Origin of the sequence: Vibrio wakamikoensis, assembly GCF_050337275.1 — a bacterium.
GTDB classification, from domain to species: domain Bacteria; phylum Pseudomonadota; class Gammaproteobacteria; order Enterobacterales; family Vibrionaceae; genus Vibrio; species Vibrio chaetopteri.
In genome coordinates, this window is sequence record NZ_JAKJST010000019.1 from 126980 (window position 1) to 150827 (window position 23848).

Consider the following 23848-nt stretch of genomic DNA (forward strand, 5'->3'; position numbering starts at 1 on the left):
AAAGCTTTAATGGCAGATTCATTTTTACCGTTAGTTTTCCCATTCGCCTTGTCGCTTCTAACGGTTTACTGCTATAGCTTATTGTATTCTAAGTTATTTATTCTCGGGCGATCAAAGTACTATTTATGGATCCATTATCACAAGGACTGTTGGGAGCATCATTATCGCAATCGGTGAGTAACCGACCTAGGTTTGTGGTCGCGGGGGTTTTAGGTCTGCTTTCTGGACTAGCACCCGATATAGACGTATTGATCCGCTCTTCGCACGATCCGCTGTTGTTTTTGGAGTTTCACCGCCAATTTACTCATTCACTGCTGTTTATCCCGATAGGGAGCCTTATTTGTGCCATGCTTTTTCACCCTCTGATCGCCAAAAAGCGTGGCTTCTCATTCAAGCAATCTTGGCTCTATTGCACACTTGGTTATGCAACTCATGGACTTTTAGACGCGTGCACGTCATACGGCACGCAACTACTCTGGCCGCTGACTAATGAGCGCTTTGCTTGGAACAGCATTTCTGTCATCGACCCCCTATTCACGCTCCCACTGCTCATCGTGTTGGCTATAGCTCTGTGGAAGCGAAGCCCAGCAATTGCAAGAGTCGCATTCCTATGGGCGCTAATTTATCCAACCCTAGGCATGCTGCAAAGAGACAGGGCAGAGCGCACAGGCTGGCAAGTCGCAAACGAGCGTAATCACAGCCCAGTTAGGCTCGAAGCGAAACCCAGTTTTGGCAATATTCTGGTTTGGAAGATTATCTATGAAGCTGACGGAAGGTTTTACATTGATGCGGTGAGAGCTGGACAAAAGCTGACTGTGTATCCTGGCACCAATGTAGAAAAGCTAAACGAGGAAAAAGCGTTTCCTTGGTTACATGAAAATTCGCAGCAAGCCAAAGATATCGGGCGTTTTTCTTGGTTTTCTGATGATTTTGTGGCTCTTAGCGAACAGAGTAATCAGAGGATTATCGACGTACGATATTCCATTGTTCCCAATGAGCTCAATGCGTTGTGGAGCATCTCTTTGTCTGAAAATGCCGCCGATAACGAACACGTTACCTACCTCACTCACCGCAGCAGCAGCGAAAAAGACAGGCAGCGATTTTACAACATGCTTTTTGGTCGCTCTCAATAGGACCAGCGTACTGAAATGAAATAACGACGAGCATGTCCAACATGGACATGCTCGACCGTAGAGTCAAAGTTATGCGAACCTAACCAGCTTCTTGTTTACAAACTCATCCAGCCCCAATCGGCCTAGTTCACGACCAAAACCAGAGTTTTTAATACCGCCAAATGGGAGGCATGCCTCCGACATTGAGAACGTATTAATAAACGATGCGCCGCAGTCCAAAACCCCGGCGACCGCATTGGCGCGATCGATGTTTTCTGAAATGACAGCAGAGCTCAATCCATAAGAGCTGTTATTAGCAAGTTCTATCGCCTCTTCATCGCTGCTAACGCGATATACTACGGCAATAGGTCCAAATAGCTCTTGGTCGAACACATCCATCTGCGGAGTAACATCGGCAAGGATAGTTGGCTTGAGCCATGCCCCTTCGAGGTTTTCTGACTCACCCCCCAATACCAAGCTAGCACCTTGTTCAACGGCATGTTGTACTTGTTCAAGTAAATAATCACGTTCTTGAACACTCACGACAGGCGCATACCCGGTTTGAGAATCCATAGGATCTCCCGCCTTTAGAGTGCCTAGCGCTGCAGCAAACTTTTCCATGAACTCATCATAAGCTTCATCGGCAACAATAAATCGCTTAGCACTAATGCACACCTGGCCAGAATTAAACATCTTCGCGATTGTAGCCAGCTCTACCGCTTTATTTACGTCGGCATCAGCAAGCACGATAAACGGATCGTTACCGCCCAGTTCCATGACCACTTTTTTCAAGTACTTTCCGGCCAGCGCAGCCACGCTTGCTCCAGCTTTTTCACTGCCCGTTAACGACACACCTTGTACTCGTTTATCAGCAATAATCAGCTCAGACTGGCTCGATGCAACAAATAGGTGCTGCACTAATCCATTTGGCGCACCCGCATCTTCAAATAGTTTACTGATCGCCTTTGCACACTGAGGAACGTTAGATGCATGCTTAAACACAACGCTATTGCCTACCATCACGTTCGGTGCAATAAAACGAATCACTTGATAAAACGGAAAGTTCCAAGGCATGACGCCATAAATCACACCGAGCGGGTGATTTTGAATTTCAGCTCGGCCTGTGGCAACTTCTTCAATAGGCTCTGCAGTAAGAAAGCGCTCACCATGTTCAGCATAGTAGCGGCATATCTGAGCACACAGTGGGATTTCTAACGCGACACCTTGGCTGTGCAATTTACCCATCTCTGTCGTCATAAGCGCCGCATAGTGCTCTGCTCGCTCTTCTAGCATCGATGCAACGCGGGAAAGCAAAGCCGCTCGCTCGTGATGACTTGTTGCTCTCCACGCTTCGAAAGCAGCCTGAGCCGTATCAATCCGCTCCACAACTTGAGCGTCTTGCCAAGTATCGAATCGCTGTTCTATGTGATTGGTATATGGGTTTAATGTTCTAATCGCCATGTTGTTTCTCCGAGGGATAGAGTAAGTCGGCACGCACCGACCAAAAATGTTCACGCTATTTGCGCTGTTTTTATTGTGAAAACAACATACACCCGGAAACAATCAAGAAACAACCAGGCAAACTTACATCAATTTGAAAACAACATGACTAAACGGCGTGTTGTATGAGTTCTGTAAATAGGTAAAGTATCTCCCCTAATTTCAGTGGATTAGAACATCAGTAAAACGTATGGATTTGTATAAATAGGTACATTGTCCGGCAGACATCACGTTCTAAGAACCCTATGGTGCAGATAAAAGAAACAATGAAGTAACACTTGATTTACATCAAAGACCACCTCTGTACTATTCCCTATCGTGGCGACATGAAAATGTAAACACTGTGTAAAAGCTTTATACCCTGCTAGTGCTAGTTAGCACTGAACTCAATGTTTGAGTTAGCGAGCACGACTTGGGTGGCAACCGCGGCGGCGGCTTGAGGTTATTTAGATATTATGTACACGCTTCTTTTGAAAACACACGTCACTTTGGCACTACTGAGCTTTATCAGCTTCATCATTCGCGCTTGGTGGGGTTTTAGTCATTCCGCTTTAGTTGAAAACAAGTTTGCTCTGGTCATCCATCAAGTACTTACCGCCTTTATGTTATTAAGTGCGGCGGGACTTTGTATGACTATTGGACAATTTCCACTATCAAACCCGTGGCTTACTGAGAAACTCGGGTTATTTATCGTTTATGCGATCAGCACTATGGTTATCTTCCAGTTCCCACTCGCAAAACGTACTCGAGTACTCGTGATGTTGATTACCTGTGGAATATGGCTGACCATCTTTACCATAGGTAAAGCTCATGCCCCGCTACTTTTTGGATAATGGCTGTTCGCTCTATGCGTTTACGATAAGTTGAGCTTGCTCAGAGGCCATTTGAACACAGTTGCGACCCTCTTGCTTTGCTCGATATAAGGCTTCGTCTGCTCGCGCAACCAGAGCGTCCCAACTTTCATCGCAAAGAGACTCTGCGACCCCAAAGCTGCAACTCACTTTGACGGGCATACCATCCACGCGCACGTGCTCTGCGACGCGCTTGCGCATGGATTCAGCAAGGAACAGTGCAAAGTCGATGGTTTGATTGTTTAAGACGATAATGAATTCATCGCCCCCAAATCGATAGATAGCTTTGGGGGCATTCGAAGTGCCTTTTATCTGCGAAGCGACTGCCTTTATCACTTTATCGCCAATAACGTGGCCATAGCGATCATTGATCAATTTAAACCTGTCGATATCAAGCATAATAATGCTTTGTTTAGGCTTACCACCACCCTCTGCCAGCGCCAACGTATAACTATCAAGAGCACGGCGATTACGCAGATTGGTCAAGGAGTCGAAATAAGACAGCGCATAAATATCATCCATCTGACGGGCATTAATCAGCCACAGCATACTAAAGCTAGAGGCTACCGTTAAAAAAATGCTGAAGAGAAATGTCAGTTTATGTACTAAGTCAGCATCCATAAACTGGAAGATCTCAGCACTGTCCCACGTATAAGCAGCGCGGAACAACATAAACAACCCGTAGAAACCAAACGTCGCGGCCATAGTAAAAACTGCAGGCTGGTAGTCTCTGTGTTTACCCACTATGACTACAAACGAAGTTGCCAGCGTAACGACTGCGATTGACAACGCACTAACCAAAATGCGTTGATTGATCGAGTTGGCTTCATAAGTGAAATAGAGATTTAGCACCAAGACAAGTGGAACGACCCAACTGAAGCTATGCGCAAACTGTGCTTGAACCCCACGGAACTGACACATGCCATGCAGGATCATATGAAAGGAGACGGCGATCAATGTGTTCGCAGTAACAATTGAGACCCAGTCAGGGGCGACACCGCGTAAACTTATTAATAATGGACCTGCCCCCATGGCCAATAGCGCCAATGCAAACAGTCTTATTCCTTTGGTTTTTTCTTGAGTCGTAGCGAATAACAGCAATCCAATGCAGTATATAACGCTGAACAAAATCATCACAAAATTCAGCGTTCTCATATCAAGAGAAAATGCAGTCAATGTATCCATCCACTTCCTAGCTTTATAGTTATGTCAATTACTACTGCAAATCAATAACCCTGCAATAATTAACAAATGCTATACAACCAGGTAGCAAATTGGAATTAGTGAATGTTTTTTGAGAAGCGCATCACTAATATTGTTATCAGTATGTGTAATTTTTCGACAATAGTATGTTGAGGGAGCAGATAACTTTCGTTTGTTCAATGACATAATAATTAAGGTTACACACTAGGAGCGCAGTGAAGAAAGGTGAATGAATTCTTACATAGTGAGAACAGCTTCAGTGCGACACAACGTAGTTCAAAATATTGACGCGCATTTGTCCTCAATCGGACAGTGGCTTTACCTGGCTTGCAAGGCTCTGACAACATCAAGCCTAAGCTAAGCTGAAATACGCGACATCTACCCAAGAGGCCACAAGATGCCGAATTCAGAGTGCTACAGGTTACTTGGGTATAGAAGGGAATGGGACAATTCCAACTAATTGCAGGGGTTAATAATGAATTTTACACAACAAGATACTGAAGCACTTTACCGTGTCTGGATGTCACAGAAAGCAAAAATGCACATTACGCAAATGGAAGTGGCCAAACGCCTAAACGTCAGTCAAATTGAACTGTCTAATCGACTCAATGGCAACGTGCCTTTAGACGCCACCTTTGTCGATCGCTTTTGTCGACTATTGCATATCGACCCATGCCACCACCTACCATCAATGCGCAGCCATTTTGTTAGCGAAGCTGACCGAGTTTTCAATACTCGCCTAACGATCGACGGCGACATTACCAATATCCGTGTCGACGGCAATCAGGTCACCATCGAGTATCGACTTCAATAACTGCTTTCTTAAGGCTCAGCCAATAACGCAATACACTCTTGAAACTTTGGTTTTGAAACGCGCTTTTTAGGCGTCACCTTTTTCGTTACTTTGTCTGCAGGCTTTTTCTTAGCTGGAATATAGGGCTTCCACGATGCAAGCTCTTGTCCGCAGCCATCTCCCGGTGGTGGAGGGTTTTGCGCTATGCACTTTCCCTCCCCTTCAGGGCAATGCAGTCTTACGTGAAAATGGTAGTAGTGCCCCCACCATGGGCGCACTTTACGAAGCCAATCTCTCTCCTTCCATTCGACTTCACAAAGCTGCTTTTTGATTAAAGGATGAACAAAGACACGTGCTACCCGCTCATCGACAGCAGCAACTTGAAGCAGGAGTTCATGATTCGTCGTCCATTTATCTTGTTTAAAACGATACTTTTCAATATCTACGACAGGGTAAGGTTTGGGATCCGCTGCCTCTTCCGCATTGAGAGGAGCATTGGGAAGTCTTAGCCAAATATCGGCATCAAGCCCGGTTTGATGACTCGCGTGCCCAGACGTAAATCGCCCTCCCCTTGGCATTGAGATGTCGGCAACTAGTAAATGCCCTATCCCGAGCTTATCGACGTTACGAGCTAATTCGGTCAAGTAGGCAATCATATCTCGGTGGCCGTAGTAACGATTACGTTGCGAGCGAATGACTTGATAGCCCTCACCCGTTAGAGAAAGTTGTTGTCCCCCAGCTAAACAGCCATTGGCATAACTGCCTATTGAATTGGACTCCCCCTCACTCGGCACCGACACTTCATCCCACGAGCGCTGCAAAGCATGAACGTTGCACGATACAATGAACAACACTAGCCAAGCCAATTTCCCCATGTCACTTCCTCGCTGTAGATGCTGAGAAGACGTTAGCTTAAGGATAGCGCGCTCAATTGAGCTTGCACACAATCAAACGCAAAATGATGTAGTACAACAAAGTGCACTACATCAATTTTTCGCTACATAAAGTGAAATGTTTCACAAAATCGAACTCTAATTGAGGTTTCATAACCTGTTGTATTGCAGGTAATAACAGAACGCGCTACAAATAAATCACTCAGTTGATTAACCACCTCTGAGTCTACCACTCAAGTCGTCATTCCTTTTTTGAGGCTGCCACCTTTTTCGGGAGTGACGACTTAACTTTTTCTTGGCGTTTAACCTCTATTTATATCGACCTCACTAAACCACCGAATTTAAATAATCCGTCACCTTTTTCCGGTAAGCTTGCTTCTGTGTGTCACCAATAAAGCTGGCATCGATAGCATTAAGCGTAAACTGTGCGAGCTCTTCATGGGTTAAAAGGTGAGCCTGACTGACCGCGACAAAGTTGTCTGTCATATAGCCACCAAAATAAGCTGGGTCATCTGAGTTGATGGTCACTGCAACGCCTTTTCTTAGTAGCTCCACAATATTGTGATCTTGCATTTCATCAAACACTCGAAGCTTTATGTTTGATAGCGGACATACCGTGAGCGGCATCCTAGACTCAATAAGCTGTACCACCAGCGCCTCATTGTCAACGCAGCGTACGCCATGATCAACACGGCTAACACCCAGCATACTGATCGCATCAATAATGTTCTGAGCAGGACCTTCTTCCCCTGCGTGAGCAACCGTCAAGAAGCCATGCTCTCTAGCCATTTCAAATACACGGGCAAACTTTTCAGGTGGGTGACCTTGCTCAGAAGAATCCAGACCTACACCAACAATGTCATCTTTGTAGAGAATGGCTTGTTTGAGTGTTTCAATTGCCGCCTCCTCAGAAAGGTGACGCAAGAAGCACATAATCAACTGCGAGCTTATCTCCAGTTTCTGTTGCCCATCTTTTAACGCGCTTACAATTCCCTTGATAACGGTATCAAACGCGATACCCCTATCAGTATGGGTTTGTGGATCAAAAAAGATTTCTGTGTGAATCACATTATCGTGCTGACAACGCTCTAAATATGCCCAAGTTAGGTCGTAAAAGTCTTGCTCGGTTTGCAGCGCATTGGCGCCTTGATAGTAAATATCGAGAAATGACTGTAAGTCATCAAACTCATACGCTTTGCGAAGCGCTTCTGGCGAGTCGTAAGGTATGTCGATTTGATTGCGTTTTGCCAAATTGAAAAGTAGTTCTGGTTCTAGAGAACCTTCGATGTGAAGGTGTAACTCGACTTTTGGGAGACCTTGAATAAATGCGTTCATATACCACCTATTATGCTTATAAGAGCCTTAACGGCTTATGGGGCTTGCGGATGCACTTACTCTGAGTATAGGAACAGATGAAGAAAAGTTTCGAACGCCAATACAAAGAGTAAAGACAGCAATGCCATCCTAACTCTTCGTAATCAGCACTTTTCGGGAACTGGTAGAGACCCCCAAACCGTATTATTGGGGTTATACGAAGCTGCGGGGACTGTATCAAATGATGAAGGCCATTGACAACCTACAGTCCACCGCTTTGCCTCAAAAAATATAATTAGTCGTCAAATGAGCCCGTCGTCGCCAATTCTTTAAACCAAACTCCATGTTTCTTAGGGATTCGGTTACCAGTCTCTAGATCCAAGCGGAAGAAGCCATAACGACGCTTGAACGAGTTCAACCAAGACCAGTTATCGATAAAGGTCCACTGGTGAACACCAAAGCAGTTTGAGCCCTCTTCAATTGCTTTGTGAAGCTGAACTAGATGCTCCTTCATCAAGCCTGTGCGGAATGAATCGTCAATCAGACCGTCGGCACCTGGCTCTCCCTCTGATTCTAGATCCATCGCAATACCGATTTCAGCAAGGTACCAAGGAATGTTGCCGTAATTCTCTTGAACATTTTTAGCGATATCGTAGATAGCCGTCGGCAAGATTTCGTTATTGTCACGATATGGATTGAATCGACCCTCTGGGTTTACGTAGTTCTCGAAGTATACCTCTGGAGTAAAGTAATCTAGGTCGTACTCTGCTTCGCGTGCTTTCACACGGCGCGGAACATAATAGTTAACACCAAGAAACTCGACTTTTGCGGTTGTAATCGCGGCAATCTCTTCCGCTGTTGCTTCAGGCGTTAACCCTTGCTCAGCCAAAACATCACACAGCTCTTGAGGGATTTCATTTCTCACCATTGGGTCTAGGAAGCTGCGATTAAACAAAAGGTCTGCATACCACGCTGCTTTTTTATCTTCTTCACTGTCGTTTCGCGTGTAAGAAGGAGTTAAATTAAGCACGATACCAATTTGCGAGTTTTCCAACTCCAACGCGTTAAAACGGTGTACCGCTTTTGCGTGAGCAAGCATGATATTGAAAGCAACCTGAACGGCGAGCTTGCCATCTTTCTTGCATGGGTAATGGAAGTCATACAAGTAACCACCTTCTACTGGCACGATTGGCTCGTTAAACGTGATCCAGTGCTTCACCTTGTTACCGAAAAGCTTAAACGCGGTCTCTGCGTAATCTGCAAATAGGTCGACCACTTTCTTTGACTCAAAACCGCCAAACTTCTCTTGAAGCTCTGCTGGCATGTCAAAGTGGTAAAGGTTCATCATTGGCTCAATGCCATTGGCGATCATTTCATCAATGTAGTTGTTGTAGAACTCAACAGCATCTTGGCATACTTCACCCGTTTCGTAATCTTTGATTAGGCGAGACCACTGAATAGAGGTACGGAACGAATTGAAACCGACCTTTTTCATGTCTTGTACATCTTCTTTGTATCGGTGATAAGTATCCGTTACCGTTTGAGAACTAATGCCACGATAAAAACGCTCTGGACTTTGCTGGTGCCAAAGATCCCAAATAGAATCGTTGGCTTTATTTGTAGTGCCTTCTGTTTGAATGCCAGACGCAGCCGCGCCCCACAAAAAGTTTTGCGGAAAAGTGTATGTCGTCATCTTACTAACCTTGTCTATTCAGAAAATGTTTTAAAGCGCCAATCAGGTTGGCGTCGTTACCAAATTGTGTCAGTGCGGGAACCGGACGTATTCGGGCAATCGGAATGCTTGATTGCAGCTCATCCAGTTTGCGATTGATATTGTCAATTAATCGAGGGCTGCGGCTGACCGCCCCTCCAAGAAGAATGCATTTAGGATCCAAAGAGTACTGAACATTAAAGAGAATCGTTGCCAGATCGCCATACCATTGCTCAACCAACGGTTGTACGTCACTGTCGCCCTGTTCGTAAAACGAAAACACTTTAATACCATCGAACTCTTCGACCTTTTGATTTTTGGCCATTGCCACGTTTTCAACCAGGGCACGAGTGGATGCTGCGTTCGAATAGGTAATAGGCTGCCCCTCTTCAAAACGGAGTATGCAATAGCCAAACTCCCCGGCATGCAAGTGGGTCCCTTTGATGACTCCACCATCACGCACGATAGCGCCGCCGATCCCGGAGCCCAAAACTAGTAGGCAAAACTCGTTATCTTCTTTTCCAGCTCCGAGCCAATCTTCTGCAAGTGCAGCGCAACAGCCATCGTTTTCTAGCTCTACTGGTAGATTGAACCGAGCTTGGTATAAAGCTCTCACGTCGATATCGTGGATATAAGGTAGAGCACTTGCCCCTTCTATCACCCCAGTATCCACATTGACAGCTCCGCAAGTACTTATTGCGATGCCTTTCAGTGCAAAGCGAGCGGCAAGCTCATCGAACGTAGGGGTAAACGTGTCTAGCCACTGCTCATAACTGTCAGCCTGGCTAGAGAGCGAGAAGCGCTCATGAATTTGTGCATCCACCGACATGACTGCACCTTTCACCGATGAGCCACCAAAATCTAGAGTTAGAAACAGGTCGTCTTTTAGTGTCATAGTTGTTTTTATGAACTCGTTATATTTGCGAATTAAGTGTTTATATGTGACAAAGAGATTAGCTTTGACTAGAGCGTGTGCAAGAAGGCGGCGCCTCGCACACCAGACGAATCGCCATGTACGCTTTTTACAACCTGGGTCGTGACCGATTTTGTGAAGGTGTATTGCGAGAGCTTTTGCTGAACCAAAGGATACACTTCGTCTACGTTCGACATCCCACCACCAAGCACGATGACTTCAGGGTCGACAAAGTTCACAATAGCCGCCAAAGTTCTAGCAAGCTGATCACAGTACAAATTGAAGTGTTCAATGGCTCGGTCGTCGCCTCTTTCATAGAGAGCCATAATCTCTCTAGAGTTTGCGGGTTCATACTTCTCTGCGAATGTGCGAGCAAAGCCCGTACCTGAGACAAATGATTCTGCGCAGTTCATCGAGCCGCAGTAACATTGGTTAGGATTACCATCAACCTCTGGATTAAAGTTAGGCAGTGGGTTGTGTCCCAACTCGCCACCGAGCTTATTGAGACCGGTCACCAAGCCATTGTTGATCACCACGCCAGCACCGCAGCCAGTTCCAATGATGACTGCGACACAAGAGTTGGTCGCGTGCTTTGCAGCGCCATCTTTATATTCAGAAAGCGCAAGACAATCTGCATCATTGGCAATAACAACTGGGACATCGATCTGCTTTTGAATATCACCAATAAAGTCCTGTCCATTTAACACAGACACATTTGCTCCCTGCATCAGGCCGTCATTGCCGACAGAACCACAGCAGCCTATGCCAATAGATTCGATCTCCCCATGTTGGCTCACAGCATCAATCACAGACATCACCGCTGTTAAGAACTCTGAATAACTGTTTTTTGCCGTTGGTTCACGATGAACAACCAAGGTCTCGTAGCTATTGGCATCGAGTCCGACACCCTCTATTTTTGTGCCGCCGATATCTAGTCCTACTATCATGTTTTGCTCTCTTGATTTGTTTGTTCGCCAATCTTTAAACCTGGGGTCGCCAACATCTCGTTGGATTGATTCTAATAAAACAAATTTTCGTTCTCTTCTAAAGGACGAGACCCTCAAAATTACGAACAAGTCACAAAACTATATAGTTTTACAAAAATACACATGCAGTTTTTAGTTCGAACTATTCGAACGTCTCTTTCACATTACCACTCTGCTCTTTAGATCTCCGGAGATCTATAGTTTGACTATCAGATAACAAGGAGATCCCAAATGACTTCATTTAGAACCATTCAACAGATCATTCCATCGCATGCCACCTCTGATGGTGATGGTGTAAAAATTCGTCGCGTACACGGCTTTGACAATCAGGCGTTCTCGCCGTTTCTTATGATTGATGAGCTCAAATCTGACGACAAAAAAGATTATGTTGGCGGATTTCCCCCTCATCCACACCGCGGTATTGAGACACTTACCTATATGATGCAAGGACACTTCCAGCATCGTGACCATATGGGGAACGTGGGCGAGTTACGCTCTGGCGGTGCTCAATGGATGGCAGCAGGCCGTGGCGTGATCCATAGCGAAATGCCAATAATGGATGACGGTCAACTGCACGGTTTCCAAATTTGGATAAACCAGCCGGCCAGAGACAAAATGAAGCCAGCGCAATACCACGATTTCCAACCAGAAACGATTACCGAGTATCAAAAACCGGGATTTGGATTGGTGCGTCTATTAGCTGGCACATTAACCGTCGATGGTGAGGCGTTGACAGGCCCTCTCACGCAAACAGGCGTAGCGGCAACCGTTGCTGATTGGCGCGCTGAAAAAGGCGACCAACTTGTTTTGGGCACACCCAAACACCACAACGCCATGGTTTATGTCTACGAAGGTGAAATCTCATTGAGTGAGAAAAAATTGATTAAAGGTGAACTTGCACTAGTCTCAAAAGGAGAGACTATGGAGATTAAAGCGAAAGAAGATTCTGGATTGTTGGTATTTGTTGGTGAACCTATCAACGAGCCAGTCGTTCACTACGGTCCATTTGTTATGAATAGTAGCCAAGAGATACAGCAGGCTATTAATGACTATAATCGCGGCGAATTTGAACGTTATTGATTCAACAATCAAGTTTTAGATTTGACACCTTAATCCACTGCCTGTGTGTCACGCATCGACTGAATACGTCGATGCGTTCTTTTTTGCGATATTCGTTTTAACGCTGTCGCTTTTAATGCTACAGATATTCGCAAAGATAAGCGGTTGCTTGCTCGACTTGCAAATCAAAGCTTGAGTCGCCTTCAACGTCAAACGCCTGACCCGCTGTGTAGGTTTTCCACTCTTGCGTGTTAGCTAAACGGACCGTTAGCGCACCTTTTACTACCGTCATTTTCTCTGGAGCAGCGGTTCCAAACGTGTATTCACCTGGCGCCATAACGCCGACACTGCTGTCACCGTCAGTTTGTGTAAAAGCGAGGGATTTTACGTTTCCTTCAAAATAGGTGTTTTCTTTGATCATAATGACTTCCTTGTAATTTACTTAAGGCAAAACATCGTTTTACCTCACAAAGTTAACGAAAACAAGTCATTGATCACTTGCTAGTCTGTGATGGTATAAATAAACAGAACCAATTAATCAGAGACAAGGTATGTCCAATCAGGAAAGTAAAGTTCCAACCAATCGCCTCACCCGCTTCGGAAAATTAGCCTCACTGGCAACGCGAGTTACAGGCTCTATGGTCACAGAGGGCGCAAAACAGTTTGCTCAAGGAAAGCGTCCCAAGGCGCGCGAACTGCTACTCACCCCGAGTAACGTCAAACGAGTGGCCGATCAACTGGCTCATCTTCGTGGTGCAGCGATGAAAGTCGGTCAGTTAATGTCGATGGATGCGGGCGATCTTATTAGCCCAGAATTGGCTGACATTCTTTCAAGGCTGCGCTCCGATGCTTCACCAATGCCTGCCAGTCAACTTTCCTCGGTTCTTACACAAGAGTTGGGAGCCGACTGGAAGCAGAACTTTATCGAATTTAACTTCAAACCCATCGCCAGTGCATCGATTGGACAAGTACACCAAGCCCACTCAGACGATGGCACTAAACTGGCGATTAAAGTGCAGTATCCAGGTATTAAGCAAAGTATCGACAGTGACGTCGACAATGTAGGCACCCTACTCAATGTGGTTGGACTCATTCCCAAGGATGTCGATTACAAAGGATTACTGGAAGAGGCAAAGAAACAGCTTCATGCCGAGGCAGATTACTTATTAGAAGCCAAACTTCTGCGCCAATTTCGCAACTACCTCGCAAGCTCCCCGCAATTTATCTTGCCTGACGTCCGAGATGAACTTACAACCGATAATGTGCTAGCCATGACCTATGTAGATGGCGTTGCGATAGAGTCGTTAGTGGACAGTAGTCAGCAAACTCGCAACCGCGTGGTTACCCTACTGTTGGAGCTTCTGTTCAAAGAGATATTCGATTTTAAGCTGGTACAAACGGATCCTAACTTTGCTAATTTTCTTTTTGATGAGCGGCAACACAAAGTCGTCCTGCTAGATTTTGGTGCGACTCGAGCTTACGACGACCGCATCAGCGATGGCTATCGTCTCGCTTTCAGCGCCATCCTCGACGGTGACGACGACGCGCTCTATGAGGCATTGCAGCAAATTGGCTTCTTCACTCAACAAATCCTACCTGCGCAGAGAGACGCAGTCGTTAACCTAGTTAAACTTGCCGGCGAGCCACTTAAGCACCAAGGTAGCTATGATTTTGGCGCCAGTAACCTTGCACAGCGCATCAGTGAAGCGGGCACGGTAATTAGTATGGAGCAGGACTATTGGCATACTCCCCCAGCTGATGCGTTATTCTTGCATCGTAAGATAGGTGGCTTGTATTTATTGGCGGCTCGCCTCAAGGCCAAAGTCGATGTAAACCAGCTGTTTTTGCCCTTTAGGTTGACGGAAGTCTTGAAATAACAAAGTATTACAAAGCCTATCTGTCAGCTTTTCATATCTAGCGCTATGGTTAATGCTGAGGAAGCGACATTCCCTATCTAGCGTTTGGTAAAGTTATAACGGCTTTAGTCGATAACCTAAATAGACGCTAAAAACACAACCGAGCACAGACTCAATTAGGCGACAAGGAAGGCCGAGCGAATGACAAGGATCAGAGCCAAAGCAACCCCCAACACCGACTCTTATATGCTGGTAGTAATACTGCTGGTCATCGTCGTGCTGTCTGGCTTGCTTGGCTTTGCGTTTTATAGCAGTCACCAAAACCATATCTCCCCAACCCGCGTCTACGGCAATTGGATTGAAATTGGCGCTCCAAAACAAAGCACAGAGATCTTGACGTTTTCTGACGCAGGTGCGCTTCGCAACCATCGACTCGTGACGACTTCCTTCGAGTTTGATGGTCGTATTGTGCGTCTCAAAACAGGCAGTGGCTTGTGGGTGTATGAACGTGTCGGCACACCCCGTTCCCCCCAGCTTCGTCGCGTCACGCCTGCTTTGCCTCCGCAACGTTTTATTCTTGAAGGCTATGAAGATACCGTTCCTATGGATGGTTACAATCCAACTCAAAACCGCCGCTCCGCGTTGCGAGAGCATTTCACAACCAAGTAATGTCAAAAGTTAGATGTGGTCACATCGCTTTTGTGCATGTTTGTTTGACCCGTATCAAGCTTCACTTAAATTTCATATAGACGTCACTCATCCTCTCCTACACTGTCTCATAGGCTAGTAGGAATCGTTACTTTCCAGAGGAGAGGACAATGATCAAAACACATCGCAACTTTGTGCTGCATGGCAGCAACCAGCGTCACGCTCAAATTCACGTCAATCCAGTAGGTGAACTCGATATCGATATTGTCGAGTCTAATGAACACCATAATACTGAGTTGACCGAGCTCAGCTTCAAACGTTCGCAACACTCAACGCTAGTGAGAGGGTTTGAGATTCACGATCATAAAGCATGGCAAATCACGCTCAACAATCGAGATGCAGATGATCTAAGCACCATAGTCAAACGAGCAAATGATGATTATGAAGAATTAATGCGTGATCTTTAAGACAGTGAGTAGCATCTCGAATTAGTGTGGCAAGTGGCGACATTGCTTGCCACTTAATGCTGCTTTGTACCTTGTTGTTTTCATGCGCCAGTGAAAATAAGTGGCTTAAAACGGCAATTCAAACAAATTATGACATTCCTCTGAATTATCAATACAATCAATCCAATACCCTATCCACCCTGTTTTACATCAGCACTCCCGACTCCCTATGCCAAACTTGAATCTTCATCAACTGCGATTTTTTACCCAAGATAAATTGTTGGGGATTGTCTGCCTCGCTATCTTCGCGACCATTTTGTTCGTTCTATCATCTTTGCTCTACCCATATGAGCTCAGCGCTCAAGTAAGCAACGAGCTAGGTACCGTGATGCAAGTACTCTCTTATTCTGCTGGTCACCAAGGGTTCCTAATCACATTAGCGATACTTGGAGTGATAACACTCTGGGTTACGAGAGCCAGCAAACATAAAGTAATATTGATTGCCCAGTTAGGGTTACTGCTGGTATTCAGCTTTGGCGCTAAGACGTTCTTGAAGCAGTGGACCGAAAGCCCTAGACCTTACACTCATGAACTAGCGGCAGAGGGGCTGCTCTCTTCACCCGAGCAGTTCTACACGCTTGTTAGTACTGACCAAAACCAGATCATCGTTTTAGCGAGTGATGAAGTAAGCCAATGGCGAACCAAGCACTGGTTGGGTGAAACTGACTATTCCTTTCCTTCTGGTCACACGATTTTTGTGGCAGTATGTGTTCTCTTCTTTGCCGGGTTATTTGCCAACCACCAGTATCCTATTCTCTCATCCTTAGTGATCTTATGGGCAGTTGGCGTCGCGACCAGTCGACTTTGGCTTGGTATGCATCGCCCGGAAGACCTATTTGGTTCACTGGCATTTGCACTGGTGCTTTTCTTGATTGTCCCTAGCGCTGACTCCAAATTTCGATTACTATCGAAATAGTAATTGCGGAGAGAAACAGATGCAGATTGAAATTGCAGCAAAAGCATTGAAAGAACTGGGACACGTTACCCGCCTCGCTATCTATCGACAAGTCGTTAAGGCAGGACGACAAGGTATCCCTGTCGGTGAGATACAAGAGCGACTTGATATTCCCGGTTCGACACTATCACACCATATTTCGAGTCTTGCTTCAGCCAATTTAATAGAGCAACGTCGTGAAGGTCGAACTCTATTTTGTGTTGCGAAATACGAGCATCTCACAGGCGTCATTGACTTCTTACAAGATGAATGTTGTGTTGATGAAAAGTGCTAGCAATTAGCACTTTTTCAAACTCTCTTTCACTTTAATTCAGATAATAAATACCAGATTGAATGCGATAAAATCACCAATAAATAAACACCACATTTAATATAACCACAATCAATCCACGACCAATTCATTGATTAAACAGATAGATAAACCCCCATCAACAGTGAGAGTTATACTCTAATAATCCATTCAACCCTCTATTTCCATACCAAACCCAGCCAATTATATTAAATAGATCGAAATTTCGGCAGTTAATAAATAATCTAAATCAATAAGTACCATTATTATCAGTAATAAGTGATACTATGACTTGCTACTGACCAATCAAAACACTGTCGATGGTATTTCAAATGGAACTTGCTGCATTCATAAGGTAAAGAGGAATATTTTTGTGAAACTGAATAATTTGTCGATCAGAGCGAAGTTACAGGCTCTTGTCGGCTTTGCCGTACTCATTCTATTCTCACTGGGTACTTATAATCTTATCATTCAAAAAAACTCAAGCTACGACCAACGTAAAGACCGAGTACGCTCGAATGTCGAAGTGGCGTACACCTTAGCAAGTCACTATCAAAAACTCAGTGCTTCGATGGGCGAAGAGCAAGCGAAGCAAGCGGCAGCGAAAGCCATTGAGGCGCTACGCTACGACGGCAACAACTACTTCTTCATCGCAACTTCCGATGAAAAGGTGGTCATGCACCCGACTAACCCACAGCTAAACGGCACTAAAGCGAGTAATTTGCGAGACTCTCGTGGTCACTATTTCTGGCAGGAAATGAGTGCAGTTGCGACCAAACAAGGTAGCGGCTTTGTTACCTATTACTGGATTGGTAGCGACGGCGAAGAGTCGCAAAAGATCTCTTTCGTCAGTTACATTCCCGAATGGGACTGGATTATCGGTTCGGGTGTTCAAACTGCAGACATCGACAAAGCATTCCAAAGCCAGCTAATTAAAGATCTCATTGTCGATACCCTAGCTGCCATCGTGTTAATTATTATGAGCGTCTACATTGCTCGGAATGTCGTCAAGCCGATTGAGAGCCTAGTACAACGCGTTCATCGAGTAGCTGACGGCGATCTAACTGTTAATATGTCGAGCGACCGTAAAGATGAACTGGGCTATTTAAGTAATGAACTTGCACGCATGATGTCGGCGCTCAAAGATACCATCACCGCAGCGAAGTCGTCGGCAGATTATTCAGGCCAACTGTCTAGTAGCATTGCCGCTGCGAGCGAAGAAACCTCTACCAGTATTGACTCTCAAAGCCAGCAACTTGAGCAGCTTGCAACAGCAATGAATGAAATGTCTTCAACCATTCAAGACGTCGCTAGTAACTCAGAGCACACTGCCACAACAACAGAAGAGAGCAAAAACTTTGCCGCTGAAGGCAGTCGCAGCATGGGCTATACGTTGACTAATATCGCCGGTATTTCTGATGACATCACCAGCACCCACCAGCTCATGGAAGCGCTGAAACAAGGCGTAAGCGATATTAGCTCGGTAGTAAACGTGATTCACGAAGTTTCAGAGCAGACCAACCTTCTTGCCCTCAATGCAGCGATTGAAGCAGCGCGCGCCGGTGAACAAGGTCGCGGTTTTGCCGTGGTTGCCGATGAGGTTCGAAACCTGGCTAGCCGCACTCAAGAGTCTACGGCGCAAGTACAAACCACCATTGATCAGCTTAACGAGCGCACCGACAGCGTATTGTCAGTAATGGCAGCAAACCAAACTAAGGTGTCTGAGAGTGTGGATTTGGCTTCGCAAACTCAGGAGAAACTGGATACTGCGGTAGCCAAACTCAACGACACTTACGATATGGTGACGCAAATTGCGGCGGCGGCTGAGCAGCAAGGCACTGTTGCCAATGACGTCAATGAAAACGTTAGCGTGGTGCATCTATCGATTAGCGAAATCCGACAAGCGAGCCAAAGTTTGGCTCAGCAGTCACAGTCAATGGCTCAAGCTTCCGATGAGCTAACGCAAAAACTGGCTTACTTTAGAGTGTAAGCTGACCCCAGCTTGGAAGACTCAAAAACGCTGCGAAATTACGCAGCGTTTTTTTATTTGGTTATTTTTGGTTATTTTTGGTTATAGACCAACATAAACGTCAACGGTACCGACGTCGCAATAGCCGGCAGACCCGCCACTTCACGTAGTTTTTCTATACCCTGTTCCAAACCAAAATCCGCGGCATATACAATCAAAGGATCAGTTGCGACAATCACCACCTTGTCATCACTCATTTTCATTACCGTCAGTTTGGCGGGATAAGTTTTCTGCTTACCGTGCAAATCCACAGTGACATCGTTAATGATGCTATAAATGCCGCCAATATCGCTATTGTCCAGTTCACTCATATCAACCACGGTGGTAATCGTTGCTTTAGCAAAGTCAGCAACGTTAAATAGCATGGTTTGCATTCTCTCATTTCGAATGGGTATGTTGGTTTCGATACTGGACAAATCGATAACCAGCGTTGCTTTGCCATCGTCACTGATCGTGCCTGTCATCGCTTCAAAGTGATGTATTTCGCTTACACTGTTGCTTTTAGTGGAGACAAATTTGAGTGTCGAATTGCTACTATCGAGCATCCACTCAGCTTGTGACGAGAACGTCACTGCCAGAGCAGCGAGTAGCGTACCTAGTCGGATCATCATGGGGTTTCCTTATCTATGCTGACTCTATAGGTGTAGTCTAGGACGCTTCGGATCTCCACACTGTCAATTGAATATGATACTGTTTTGACATACTAAAAATGACGACACGGAGAAGTCAGTATGCAGCTCAACCTCGATGAGTTATCCCCCAACGCTATCTATCATTTGATGACGCAAACCGTCATCCCTCGCCCGATAGCTTGGGCGCTCACAGAATCATCCGACGACAATTATAATCTCGCTCCATTTTCATATTTCGCTCCGATATCGAGCAATCCACCATTGTTGATGCTCTCAGTGGGCAAAAAGCCTGATGGCAAGTTAAAAGACACCGCGGTGAACGCCATTAACAATAAAGAGCTAGTCATCCACATTGCGTCTACTGGAAGCGCCGAAACCATGACTCAAACCTCTGCAACATTGAGTCATGGCGAGTCAGAAATCATCGCTAGCCAAGTGGAACTCGACGATCTAGACGGCTTCAATCTGCCGAGAGTTAAACAATGCCCTATCGCCTTTGGTTGCACCCTTCACGATGTTCTAGAGGTCGGTAATACCCCTCAACACTTGCTCATCGCCAAAATAGAAAAAGTTTACATCGATGACCAAGTCGTCACGGTGCAGAACGAACGCTTGGTCATCGATGCTCTCAAAGTTGATCCGCTATCTCGCTTGGGCGGTAATGATTACGCCACGTTAGACAAAACCATCACGGTACAACGCCCTCAATAGCACCTCTCTATTAGCCCACGACAACGAAAACAAACCATTCACTCAATGTAATGGTTTGTTTTTCTTCATATTAGCAACTTATCTTTAATGTTATTGATAACCATTCCCAATCAATGTAGGATTGCGCTCCTGTTATTTTTTACATTGAGCTCGCTATGAATATCTCTTTTGCACAAGGACTTCGTGCTGTAATTGTCAATTTTCTCGCTTTTGTCTGTGTTTCCGCTGTGGCAAGCGACACCCGAGTTTTCGAAGACCAACAAGGACAAGTTTCTATTCAAGTCAGCCCCAGTCGTGTTGTCGCTCTTGAGTACTCTTTTGTGGATGCGCTCGCGGCGGTAGGCATCTCTCCAGTCGGTGTCGCCGATGACAAGAACATCGAACGCATTCTTCCTGAAATTCGCGAACTGATTAAACCTTGGCAATCTGTTGGCGTGCGTCCACAACCAAGCTTAGAGGCCATCGCGGAGCTTAAACCCGATCTCATCATCGCGGATGCTGAACGTCACGCTACCATTTACAACGATCTTTCAAGCATTGCACCGACCATCCTTTTAAAAAGCCGAGGCGAGACTTACGAGGAAAACCTTGATTCAGCACTGAAGATAGGAATTGCGGTAAACCGTGAAGCTGCAATGAAAGCTCGAATTGAAAAGCACCAGCAGATCATGGCTCAGTATCGCCAAAATTTATCATCAGCAGACAACTTTCAGTTTGCGGTCGTAACTGACAAAGGCATGTGGCTACATGGACCAGACTCCTACGCGGGTGGCGTTATTACTGCATTGGGACTCAAAGGGCCAGCCGTTCCGAAAACAAACAAAGCGTACATTGAAGTGAGCTTTGAGCAGCTTTTGAAGATCAACCCTGATTGGCTGCTGCTGGGTCCATATAAACCTCATACCGTCTACGATGACTGGGCAAACAACCCTCTTTTTAAAATGCTGAACGTTTCAAAGTCACAGCAAGCCGTCAAAGTGTCGCCACAATTGTGGTCACTAAACCGAGGGATAATCGCAGCAGAAGGCATTGCTAAGAACCTAACTGACATTATTCAAAAGCCGTAGATTTCCCATGTTCCAATTCCAACAGTGCAAGCTTTGGCTTGCACTTTTTTTGGGAATGTTTCTTTCCCTAAACATCTCCTTGATCGCTTGGTCTAGTTTCGATTTAACGCTCTCTGCTCTGAGTCACTATTGGTTTGCTTTCGATGCCAATAATATGGAACACCAGATAATCAATACGCTTCGCATGCCAAGAGTGTTGGGCTGTGCGCTGATTGGTGCCAACTTAGCCGTTGCTGGTGTGCTCATGCAAGGCCTTACTCGAAATCCACTTGCTTCACCGTCGGTGCTCGCCATCAATTCAGGTGCGGCACTTATGATTGTATTGACCAGTTTTGGAATACTTACCCTTCCGCTACCTACGTTTGTAGCAGGCGCACTGGGAAGTGCGCTAAGTGGTCTACTGGTCATTTATCTTGGTGGTTTCTTCGAAAATAGACCTCACCCAGTCAAGCTTGTTCTCGCTGGTATTGCAGTCAATGCTCTGCTGTTAGGGTTAACTCGAGCCACCATTATTCTTGCAGACGACCAAGCCTATAGCATTCAATCTTGGTTAATTGGCTCTGTCAGTAACCTTAATTGGGACTCTATCACTCTGCTCGTCCCGATCAGTCTATTTGCTCTGTTACTCAGTTGGGGACTGGCTCATCAATTAAACTTATTGGTGCTGGGTAACGATGTCGCGACTGGGCTTGGCGTCAACACCACTGTCATTCGTCTACTTGCTTGCCTAGCGATTGTTATGTTGACCAGTATCAGTGTCTCCACAGCAGGTCCAATTGGCTTTTTAGGATTATTGGTTCCTCATATGGCACGCAAGCTCGTTGGAAACAACTTCTTCCCTTTGATACCTGCGAGCGCATTTCTTGGCGCATTATTATTGATGCTGTCTGACACCTTGGCTCGCGCTATTGCTTTCCCAAGCGAAACGCCTGTAGGCGTAGTGACAGCCCTAATTGGCACGCCATTTTTCATCCTTATTTCCATAAAAGGCCGCATCAACTCATGAAGCTTTCTTGGCTAATTCTGGTGGTAATTCTGATTGCTGTAGGCATCGTAAGCATGCTCGTCGGTGTCACTCAATTATCATTGCTACAAGTCGTTGATACCCTTTTTCACGGTGGTGACTACGACTTTGTCGTCAACCAATATCGATTCCCGCGCCTATTGCTTGCCATTGGTGTCGGTGCGGGACTTGGTGTATCTGGTGCGCTTGTACAAGGTGTGATCAGAAACCCCCTTGCCTCTCCAGACTTAATTGGGGTGAGTGCTGGCGCTGGTTTCGCAGCCACACTGCTATTGACCATCTATCCCGATGCACCAATTTGGTATCTGCCTTTGGCGGCCATATTTGGTGGTGTCAGTGTAGGACTTGCTTTGGTTATCATTGCACAGGCGGTAAAGCTGCCTCCTGCGCGAATGGCGCTTACTGGTATTGCTATCAGCGCCTTTTTAGCCAGTGGTATCGACTTTCTCTTAGTTGTCCATCCTATCGAGATCAACACCGCCATGATTTGGCTGACAGGAAGTTTATGGGGAAGAGGATGGGAGCAGCTACCTTATATTTGGCTCGGATTGGCCATTTTATTGCCAATTGCCCTATGGTACGCATGGCGACTGGATATCATCGGCCTTGGTGACGAATCCGCCATTGCTCTGGGTGTGCAACTCGAAAAGGTACAGATAGCCGCAATACTCAGCGCCGTCATGCTGGCGAGTCTCAGCGTTTCCATTGCAGGAACGATCAGTTTTGTTGGATTGTTAGCGCCACATTTAGCTCGCATGCTATTTGGACACAATCATAAAGCGCTCGCTATCGGCTCTGCATTGATTGGTGGATTATTGGTGCTAATCGCTGATGCTATTGCTAGAGGTATCTCGCCGCCAATTGAGCTTCCTGCTGGCGTCCTGACTTCCGTCATTGGGGCACCCTACTTCATCTTTCTATTAAAACGACACAAGGGTTGGTAATGCTGTCTGTTAAGAATCTACACGTTGCCTATGGCAATAAAACCATTATCCAAGATCTCAACCTGTCTATCCCAAAGGGCAAAATCACGGCTCTTATTGGGCCTAATGGTTGTGGAAAATCAACCCTGTTGAAAACTCTAGCAAGAATTAATCAGCCGAAGTCAGGCCAAGTGTTTATTGACAACACGCCGCTAACAAAGATCCCAACCAAAGCGCTTGCACAGAGGTTATCAATGTTGCCTCAAACGCATGCTAGCCCAGAAGGTATCTCTATCCGCCGCCTTGTGGAATATGGACGAGCGCCTTACACCTCACATTGGGGAAAACTCAACGAACAGGATAACCTCATCGTCGAACACGCTATGGCTGCCACCAGCATTAGCGAGTTAGCCGAATTGCCCATCGATGCTCTCTCAGGCGGACAGCGTCAACGTGCTTGGATCGCGATGATCATTGCGCAAGACACCGAAATTGTCATGCTAGATGAACCCACCACCTACCTTGATCTATCTCATCAAGTTGAGCTAATGCACACCATGCAAGCCATGAATCAGCAAGGCAAAACAGTGGTTGTCGTTTTACATGATCTCAACCAAGCCTGCCGCTATTGTGACCATTTGGTTGTTCTTAGGGATGGCCAACTAATGACCGAAGGCACGCCTTCAGAGGTGTTTACTCAATCATTGCTCAAGCAAGTGTTCGACCTTGATGCCATGGTGATTGAAGACCCAGTTTCCAATACCCCAATGTGCGTCGCTCGCTAATCATTTCAATGTGTTATACATCAGGTACAACACATTGAAAATTCGGTATTGATAATTATTATCATAAGCACTACCATTGCCGCAAAAT

At 45.8% G+C, this 23848-nt stretch carries 24 protein-coding genes and 1 riboswitch; of the genes, 15 read left to right on the forward strand and 9 right to left on the reverse strand.

What is annotated here, in order from left to right; genetic code table 11:
* Window positions 1–125: 125 nt before the first annotated feature.
* Window positions 126–1133: a metal-dependent hydrolase gene (locus tag L4C42_RS11035; RefSeq protein WP_353499559.1), complete on the forward strand. Its 1008-nt coding sequence runs from the start codon at window positions 126–128 to the stop codon at window positions 1131–1133.
* 69 nt (window positions 1134–1202) lie between these two features.
* Here the strand turns inward: L4C42_RS11035 and L4C42_RS11040 are convergent, their stop codons facing one another.
* The gene (locus tag L4C42_RS11040; protein ID WP_429760504.1) at window positions 1203–2573 is read right to left on the reverse strand and encodes an NAD-dependent succinate-semialdehyde dehydrogenase; all 1371 of its coding nucleotides are present in this window, start codon (window positions 2571–2573) and stop codon (window positions 1203–1205) included.
* Window positions 2574–3067: 494 nt separating this feature from the next.
* Between L4C42_RS11040 and L4C42_RS11045 the strand changes: the two genes are divergently transcribed.
* The gene (locus tag L4C42_RS11045) at window positions 3068–3445 is read left to right on the forward strand and encodes a SirB2 family protein (RefSeq protein WP_353499561.1); all 378 of its coding nucleotides are present in this window, start codon (window positions 3068–3070) and stop codon (window positions 3443–3445) included.
* A 12-nt stretch (window positions 3446–3457) separates the two neighbouring features.
* Here the strand turns inward: L4C42_RS11045 and L4C42_RS11050 are convergent, their stop codons facing one another.
* Window positions 3458–4648: a GGDEF domain-containing protein gene (locus L4C42_RS11050; protein WP_353499562.1), complete on the reverse strand. Its 1191-nt coding sequence runs from the start codon at window positions 4646–4648 to the stop codon at window positions 3458–3460.
* 493 nt (window positions 4649–5141) lie between these two features.
* On the opposite strand from L4C42_RS11050, the gene L4C42_RS11055 reads away from it, so the two are divergent.
* Window positions 5142–5480, forward strand: coding sequence for a helix-turn-helix domain-containing protein (locus L4C42_RS11055; protein WP_353499564.1), 339 nt, complete (start codon window positions 5142–5144; stop codon window positions 5478–5480).
* 8 nt (window positions 5481–5488) lie between these two features.
* On the opposite strand, the gene mepA is transcribed toward L4C42_RS11055, so the two are convergent.
* The 5 genes from mepA to L4C42_RS11080 all read right to left on the reverse strand — a co-directional run bounded on the left by mepA (window position 5489) and on the right by L4C42_RS11080 (window position 11237).
* Window positions 5489–6334 (reverse strand): penicillin-insensitive murein endopeptidase, encoded by an 846-nt coding sequence (mepA, locus tag L4C42_RS11060; protein ID WP_353499565.1) that lies wholly within the window; start codon window positions 6332–6334, stop codon window positions 5489–5491.
* A 345-nt stretch (window positions 6335–6679) separates the two neighbouring features.
* Window positions 6680–7687 carry an adenosine deaminase gene (locus L4C42_RS11065; RefSeq protein ID WP_429760507.1) on the reverse strand — a complete coding sequence of 336 codons (1008 nt, stop codon included), beginning with the start codon at window positions 7685–7687 and terminating at the stop codon, window positions 6680–6682.
* A 120-nt stretch (window positions 7688–7807) separates the two neighbouring features.
* Window positions 7808–7907: riboswitch (purine riboswitch) on the reverse strand.
* A gap of 54 nt (window positions 7908–7961) precedes the next feature.
* The gene (locus L4C42_RS11070; protein ID WP_429760509.1) at window positions 7962–9359 is read right to left on the reverse strand and encodes a glycoside hydrolase family 1 protein; all 1398 of its coding nucleotides are present in this window, start codon (window positions 9357–9359) and stop codon (window positions 7962–7964) included.
* A gap of 4 nt (window positions 9360–9363) precedes the next feature.
* Window positions 9364–10272, reverse strand: coding sequence for an ROK family protein (locus L4C42_RS11075; RefSeq protein WP_353499569.1), 909 nt, complete (start codon window positions 10270–10272; stop codon window positions 9364–9366).
* A gap of 68 nt (window positions 10273–10340) precedes the next feature.
* Window positions 10341–11237, reverse strand: a complete 897-nt coding sequence (locus L4C42_RS11080) for an ROK family protein (RefSeq protein WP_353499570.1) — start codon at window positions 11235–11237, stop codon at window positions 10341–10343.
* A 270-nt stretch (window positions 11238–11507) separates the two neighbouring features.
* Here L4C42_RS11080 and L4C42_RS11085 point away from each other — a divergent pair, with 270 nt between their 5' ends.
* Complete coding sequence (locus L4C42_RS11085; protein WP_353499571.1) at window positions 11508–12356, forward strand: pirin family protein; 849 nt, start codon at window positions 11508–11510, stop codon at window positions 12354–12356.
* A gap of 118 nt (window positions 12357–12474) precedes the next feature.
* Here the strand turns inward: L4C42_RS11085 and ppnP are convergent, their stop codons facing one another.
* Window positions 12475–12756 (reverse strand): pyrimidine/purine nucleoside phosphorylase, encoded by a 282-nt coding sequence (gene ppnP / locus L4C42_RS11090; RefSeq protein ID WP_353499572.1) that lies wholly within the window; start codon window positions 12754–12756, stop codon window positions 12475–12477.
* A 130-nt stretch (window positions 12757–12886) separates the two neighbouring features.
* Between ppnP and L4C42_RS11095 the strand changes: the two genes are divergently transcribed.
* From L4C42_RS11095 to L4C42_RS11120, 6 genes are all read left to right on the forward strand, one after another.
* A complete protein-coding gene (locus L4C42_RS11095) occupies window positions 12887–14212 on the forward strand; it encodes an ABC1 kinase family protein (RefSeq protein ID WP_353499573.1) in 1326 nt (441 codons plus the stop codon).
* 180 nt (window positions 14213–14392) lie between these two features.
* Complete coding sequence (locus L4C42_RS11100; protein ID WP_353499574.1) at window positions 14393–14860, forward strand: DUF2850 domain-containing protein; 468 nt, start codon at window positions 14393–14395, stop codon at window positions 14858–14860.
* A 149-nt stretch (window positions 14861–15009) separates the two neighbouring features.
* Window positions 15010–15306: a hypothetical protein gene (locus L4C42_RS11105; RefSeq protein WP_353499575.1), complete on the forward strand. Its 297-nt coding sequence runs from the start codon at window positions 15010–15012 to the stop codon at window positions 15304–15306.
* Between the two features lie 208 nt (window positions 15307–15514).
* Entirely contained in the window at window positions 15515–16261 is a 747-nt protein-coding gene (locus L4C42_RS11110; protein ID WP_429760513.1) for a phosphatase PAP2 family protein, read from the forward strand.
* A gap of 19 nt (window positions 16262–16280) precedes the next feature.
* Window positions 16281–16574: an ArsR/SmtB family transcription factor gene (locus L4C42_RS11115; RefSeq protein ID WP_353499577.1), complete on the forward strand. Its 294-nt coding sequence runs from the start codon at window positions 16281–16283 to the stop codon at window positions 16572–16574.
* A 388-nt stretch (window positions 16575–16962) separates the two neighbouring features.
* Entirely contained in the window at window positions 16963–18579 is a 1617-nt protein-coding gene (locus tag L4C42_RS11120; RefSeq protein ID WP_353499578.1) for a methyl-accepting chemotaxis protein, read from the forward strand.
* A gap of 71 nt (window positions 18580–18650) precedes the next feature.
* Here L4C42_RS11120 and L4C42_RS11125 read toward each other — a convergent pair whose 3' ends face one another.
* Window positions 18651–19229 (reverse strand): YceI family protein, encoded by a 579-nt coding sequence (locus tag L4C42_RS11125; RefSeq protein WP_353499579.1) that lies wholly within the window; start codon window positions 19227–19229, stop codon window positions 18651–18653.
* A gap of 120 nt (window positions 19230–19349) precedes the next feature.
* Here L4C42_RS11125 and L4C42_RS11130 point away from each other — a divergent pair, with 120 nt between their 5' ends.
* The 5 genes from L4C42_RS11130 (at window position 19350) to fecE (ending at window position 23760) form a co-directional block, all read left to right on the forward strand.
* Window positions 19350–19961 (forward strand): flavin reductase family protein, encoded by a 612-nt coding sequence (locus L4C42_RS11130; protein WP_429760516.1) that lies wholly within the window; start codon window positions 19350–19352, stop codon window positions 19959–19961.
* A gap of 155 nt (window positions 19962–20116) precedes the next feature.
* Complete coding sequence (locus L4C42_RS11135; RefSeq protein WP_429760518.1) at window positions 20117–21028, forward strand: Fe(3+) dicitrate ABC transporter substrate-binding protein; 912 nt, start codon at window positions 20117–20119, stop codon at window positions 21026–21028.
* 7 nt (window positions 21029–21035) lie between these two features.
* Window positions 21036–22034 (forward strand): FecCD family ABC transporter permease, encoded by a 999-nt coding sequence (locus tag L4C42_RS11140; protein ID WP_420884627.1) that lies wholly within the window; start codon window positions 21036–21038, stop codon window positions 22032–22034.
* Window positions 22031–22996 (forward strand): FecCD family ABC transporter permease, encoded by a 966-nt coding sequence (locus tag L4C42_RS11145; protein ID WP_353499582.1) that lies wholly within the window; start codon window positions 22031–22033, stop codon window positions 22994–22996. The genes L4C42_RS11140 and L4C42_RS11145 overlap by 4 nt, the downstream gene beginning before the upstream one ends.
* The gene (gene fecE / locus L4C42_RS11150; RefSeq protein WP_353499583.1) at window positions 22996–23760 is read left to right on the forward strand and encodes a Fe(3+) dicitrate ABC transporter ATP-binding protein FecE; all 765 of its coding nucleotides are present in this window, start codon (window positions 22996–22998) and stop codon (window positions 23758–23760) included. Before L4C42_RS11145 ends, fecE begins: the two co-directional genes overlap by 1 nt.
* Window positions 23761–23848: the final 88 nt, after the last annotated feature.

Excerpts from the sequence above, each read along its gene's own strand:
- L4C42_RS11035 (WP_353499559.1), top strand. The coding sequence starts at position 126 with ATGGATCCATTATCACAAGGACTGTTGGGAGCATCATTATCGCAATCG.
- L4C42_RS11040 (WP_429760504.1), bottom strand. The coding sequence starts at position 2,573 with ATGGCGATTAGAACATTAAACCCATATACCAATCACATAGAACAGCGA.
- L4C42_RS11045 (WP_353499561.1), top strand. The coding sequence starts at position 3,068 with ATGTACACGCTTCTTTTGAAAACACACGTCACTTTGGCACTACTGAGC.
- L4C42_RS11050 (WP_353499562.1), bottom strand. The coding sequence starts at position 4,648 with ATGGATACATTGACTGCATTTTCTCTTGATATGAGAACGCTGAATTTT.
- L4C42_RS11055 (WP_353499564.1), top strand. The coding sequence starts at position 5,142 with ATGAATTTTACACAACAAGATACTGAAGCACTTTACCGTGTCTGGATG.
- mepA (WP_353499565.1), bottom strand. The coding sequence starts at position 6,334 with ATGGGGAAATTGGCTTGGCTAGTGTTGTTCATTGTATCGTGCAACGTT.
- L4C42_RS11065 (WP_429760507.1), bottom strand. The coding sequence starts at position 7,687 with ATGAACGCATTTATTCAAGGTCTCCCAAAAGTCGAGTTACACCTTCAC.
- L4C42_RS11070 (WP_429760509.1), bottom strand. The coding sequence starts at position 9,359 with ATGACGACATACACTTTTCCGCAAAACTTTTTGTGGGGCGCGGCTGCG.
- L4C42_RS11075 (WP_353499569.1), bottom strand. The coding sequence starts at position 10,272 with ATGACACTAAAAGACGACCTGTTTCTAACTCTAGATTTTGGTGGCTCA.
- L4C42_RS11080 (WP_353499570.1), bottom strand. The coding sequence starts at position 11,237 with ATGATAGTAGGACTAGATATCGGCGGCACAAAAATAGAGGGTGTCGGA.
- L4C42_RS11085 (WP_353499571.1), top strand. The coding sequence starts at position 11,508 with ATGACTTCATTTAGAACCATTCAACAGATCATTCCATCGCATGCCACC.
- ppnP (WP_353499572.1), bottom strand. The coding sequence starts at position 12,756 with ATGATCAAAGAAAACACCTATTTTGAAGGAAACGTAAAATCCCTCGCT.
- L4C42_RS11095 (WP_353499573.1), top strand. The coding sequence starts at position 12,887 with ATGTCCAATCAGGAAAGTAAAGTTCCAACCAATCGCCTCACCCGCTTC.
- L4C42_RS11100 (WP_353499574.1), top strand. The coding sequence starts at position 14,393 with ATGACAAGGATCAGAGCCAAAGCAACCCCCAACACCGACTCTTATATG.
- L4C42_RS11105 (WP_353499575.1), top strand. The coding sequence starts at position 15,010 with ATGATCAAAACACATCGCAACTTTGTGCTGCATGGCAGCAACCAGCGT.
- L4C42_RS11110 (WP_429760513.1), top strand. The coding sequence starts at position 15,515 with ATGCCAAACTTGAATCTTCATCAACTGCGATTTTTTACCCAAGATAAA.
- L4C42_RS11115 (WP_353499577.1), top strand. The coding sequence starts at position 16,281 with ATGCAGATTGAAATTGCAGCAAAAGCATTGAAAGAACTGGGACACGTT.
- L4C42_RS11125 (WP_353499579.1), bottom strand. The coding sequence starts at position 19,229 with ATGATGATCCGACTAGGTACGCTACTCGCTGCTCTGGCAGTGACGTTC.
- L4C42_RS11130 (WP_429760516.1), top strand. The coding sequence starts at position 19,350 with ATGCAGCTCAACCTCGATGAGTTATCCCCCAACGCTATCTATCATTTG.
- L4C42_RS11135 (WP_429760518.1), top strand. The coding sequence starts at position 20,117 with ATGAATATCTCTTTTGCACAAGGACTTCGTGCTGTAATTGTCAATTTT.
- L4C42_RS11140 (WP_420884627.1), top strand. The coding sequence starts at position 21,036 with ATGTTCCAATTCCAACAGTGCAAGCTTTGGCTTGCACTTTTTTTGGGA.
- L4C42_RS11145 (WP_353499582.1), top strand. The coding sequence starts at position 22,031 with ATGAAGCTTTCTTGGCTAATTCTGGTGGTAATTCTGATTGCTGTAGGC.
- fecE (WP_353499583.1), top strand. The coding sequence starts at position 22,996 with ATGCTGTCTGTTAAGAATCTACACGTTGCCTATGGCAATAAAACCATT.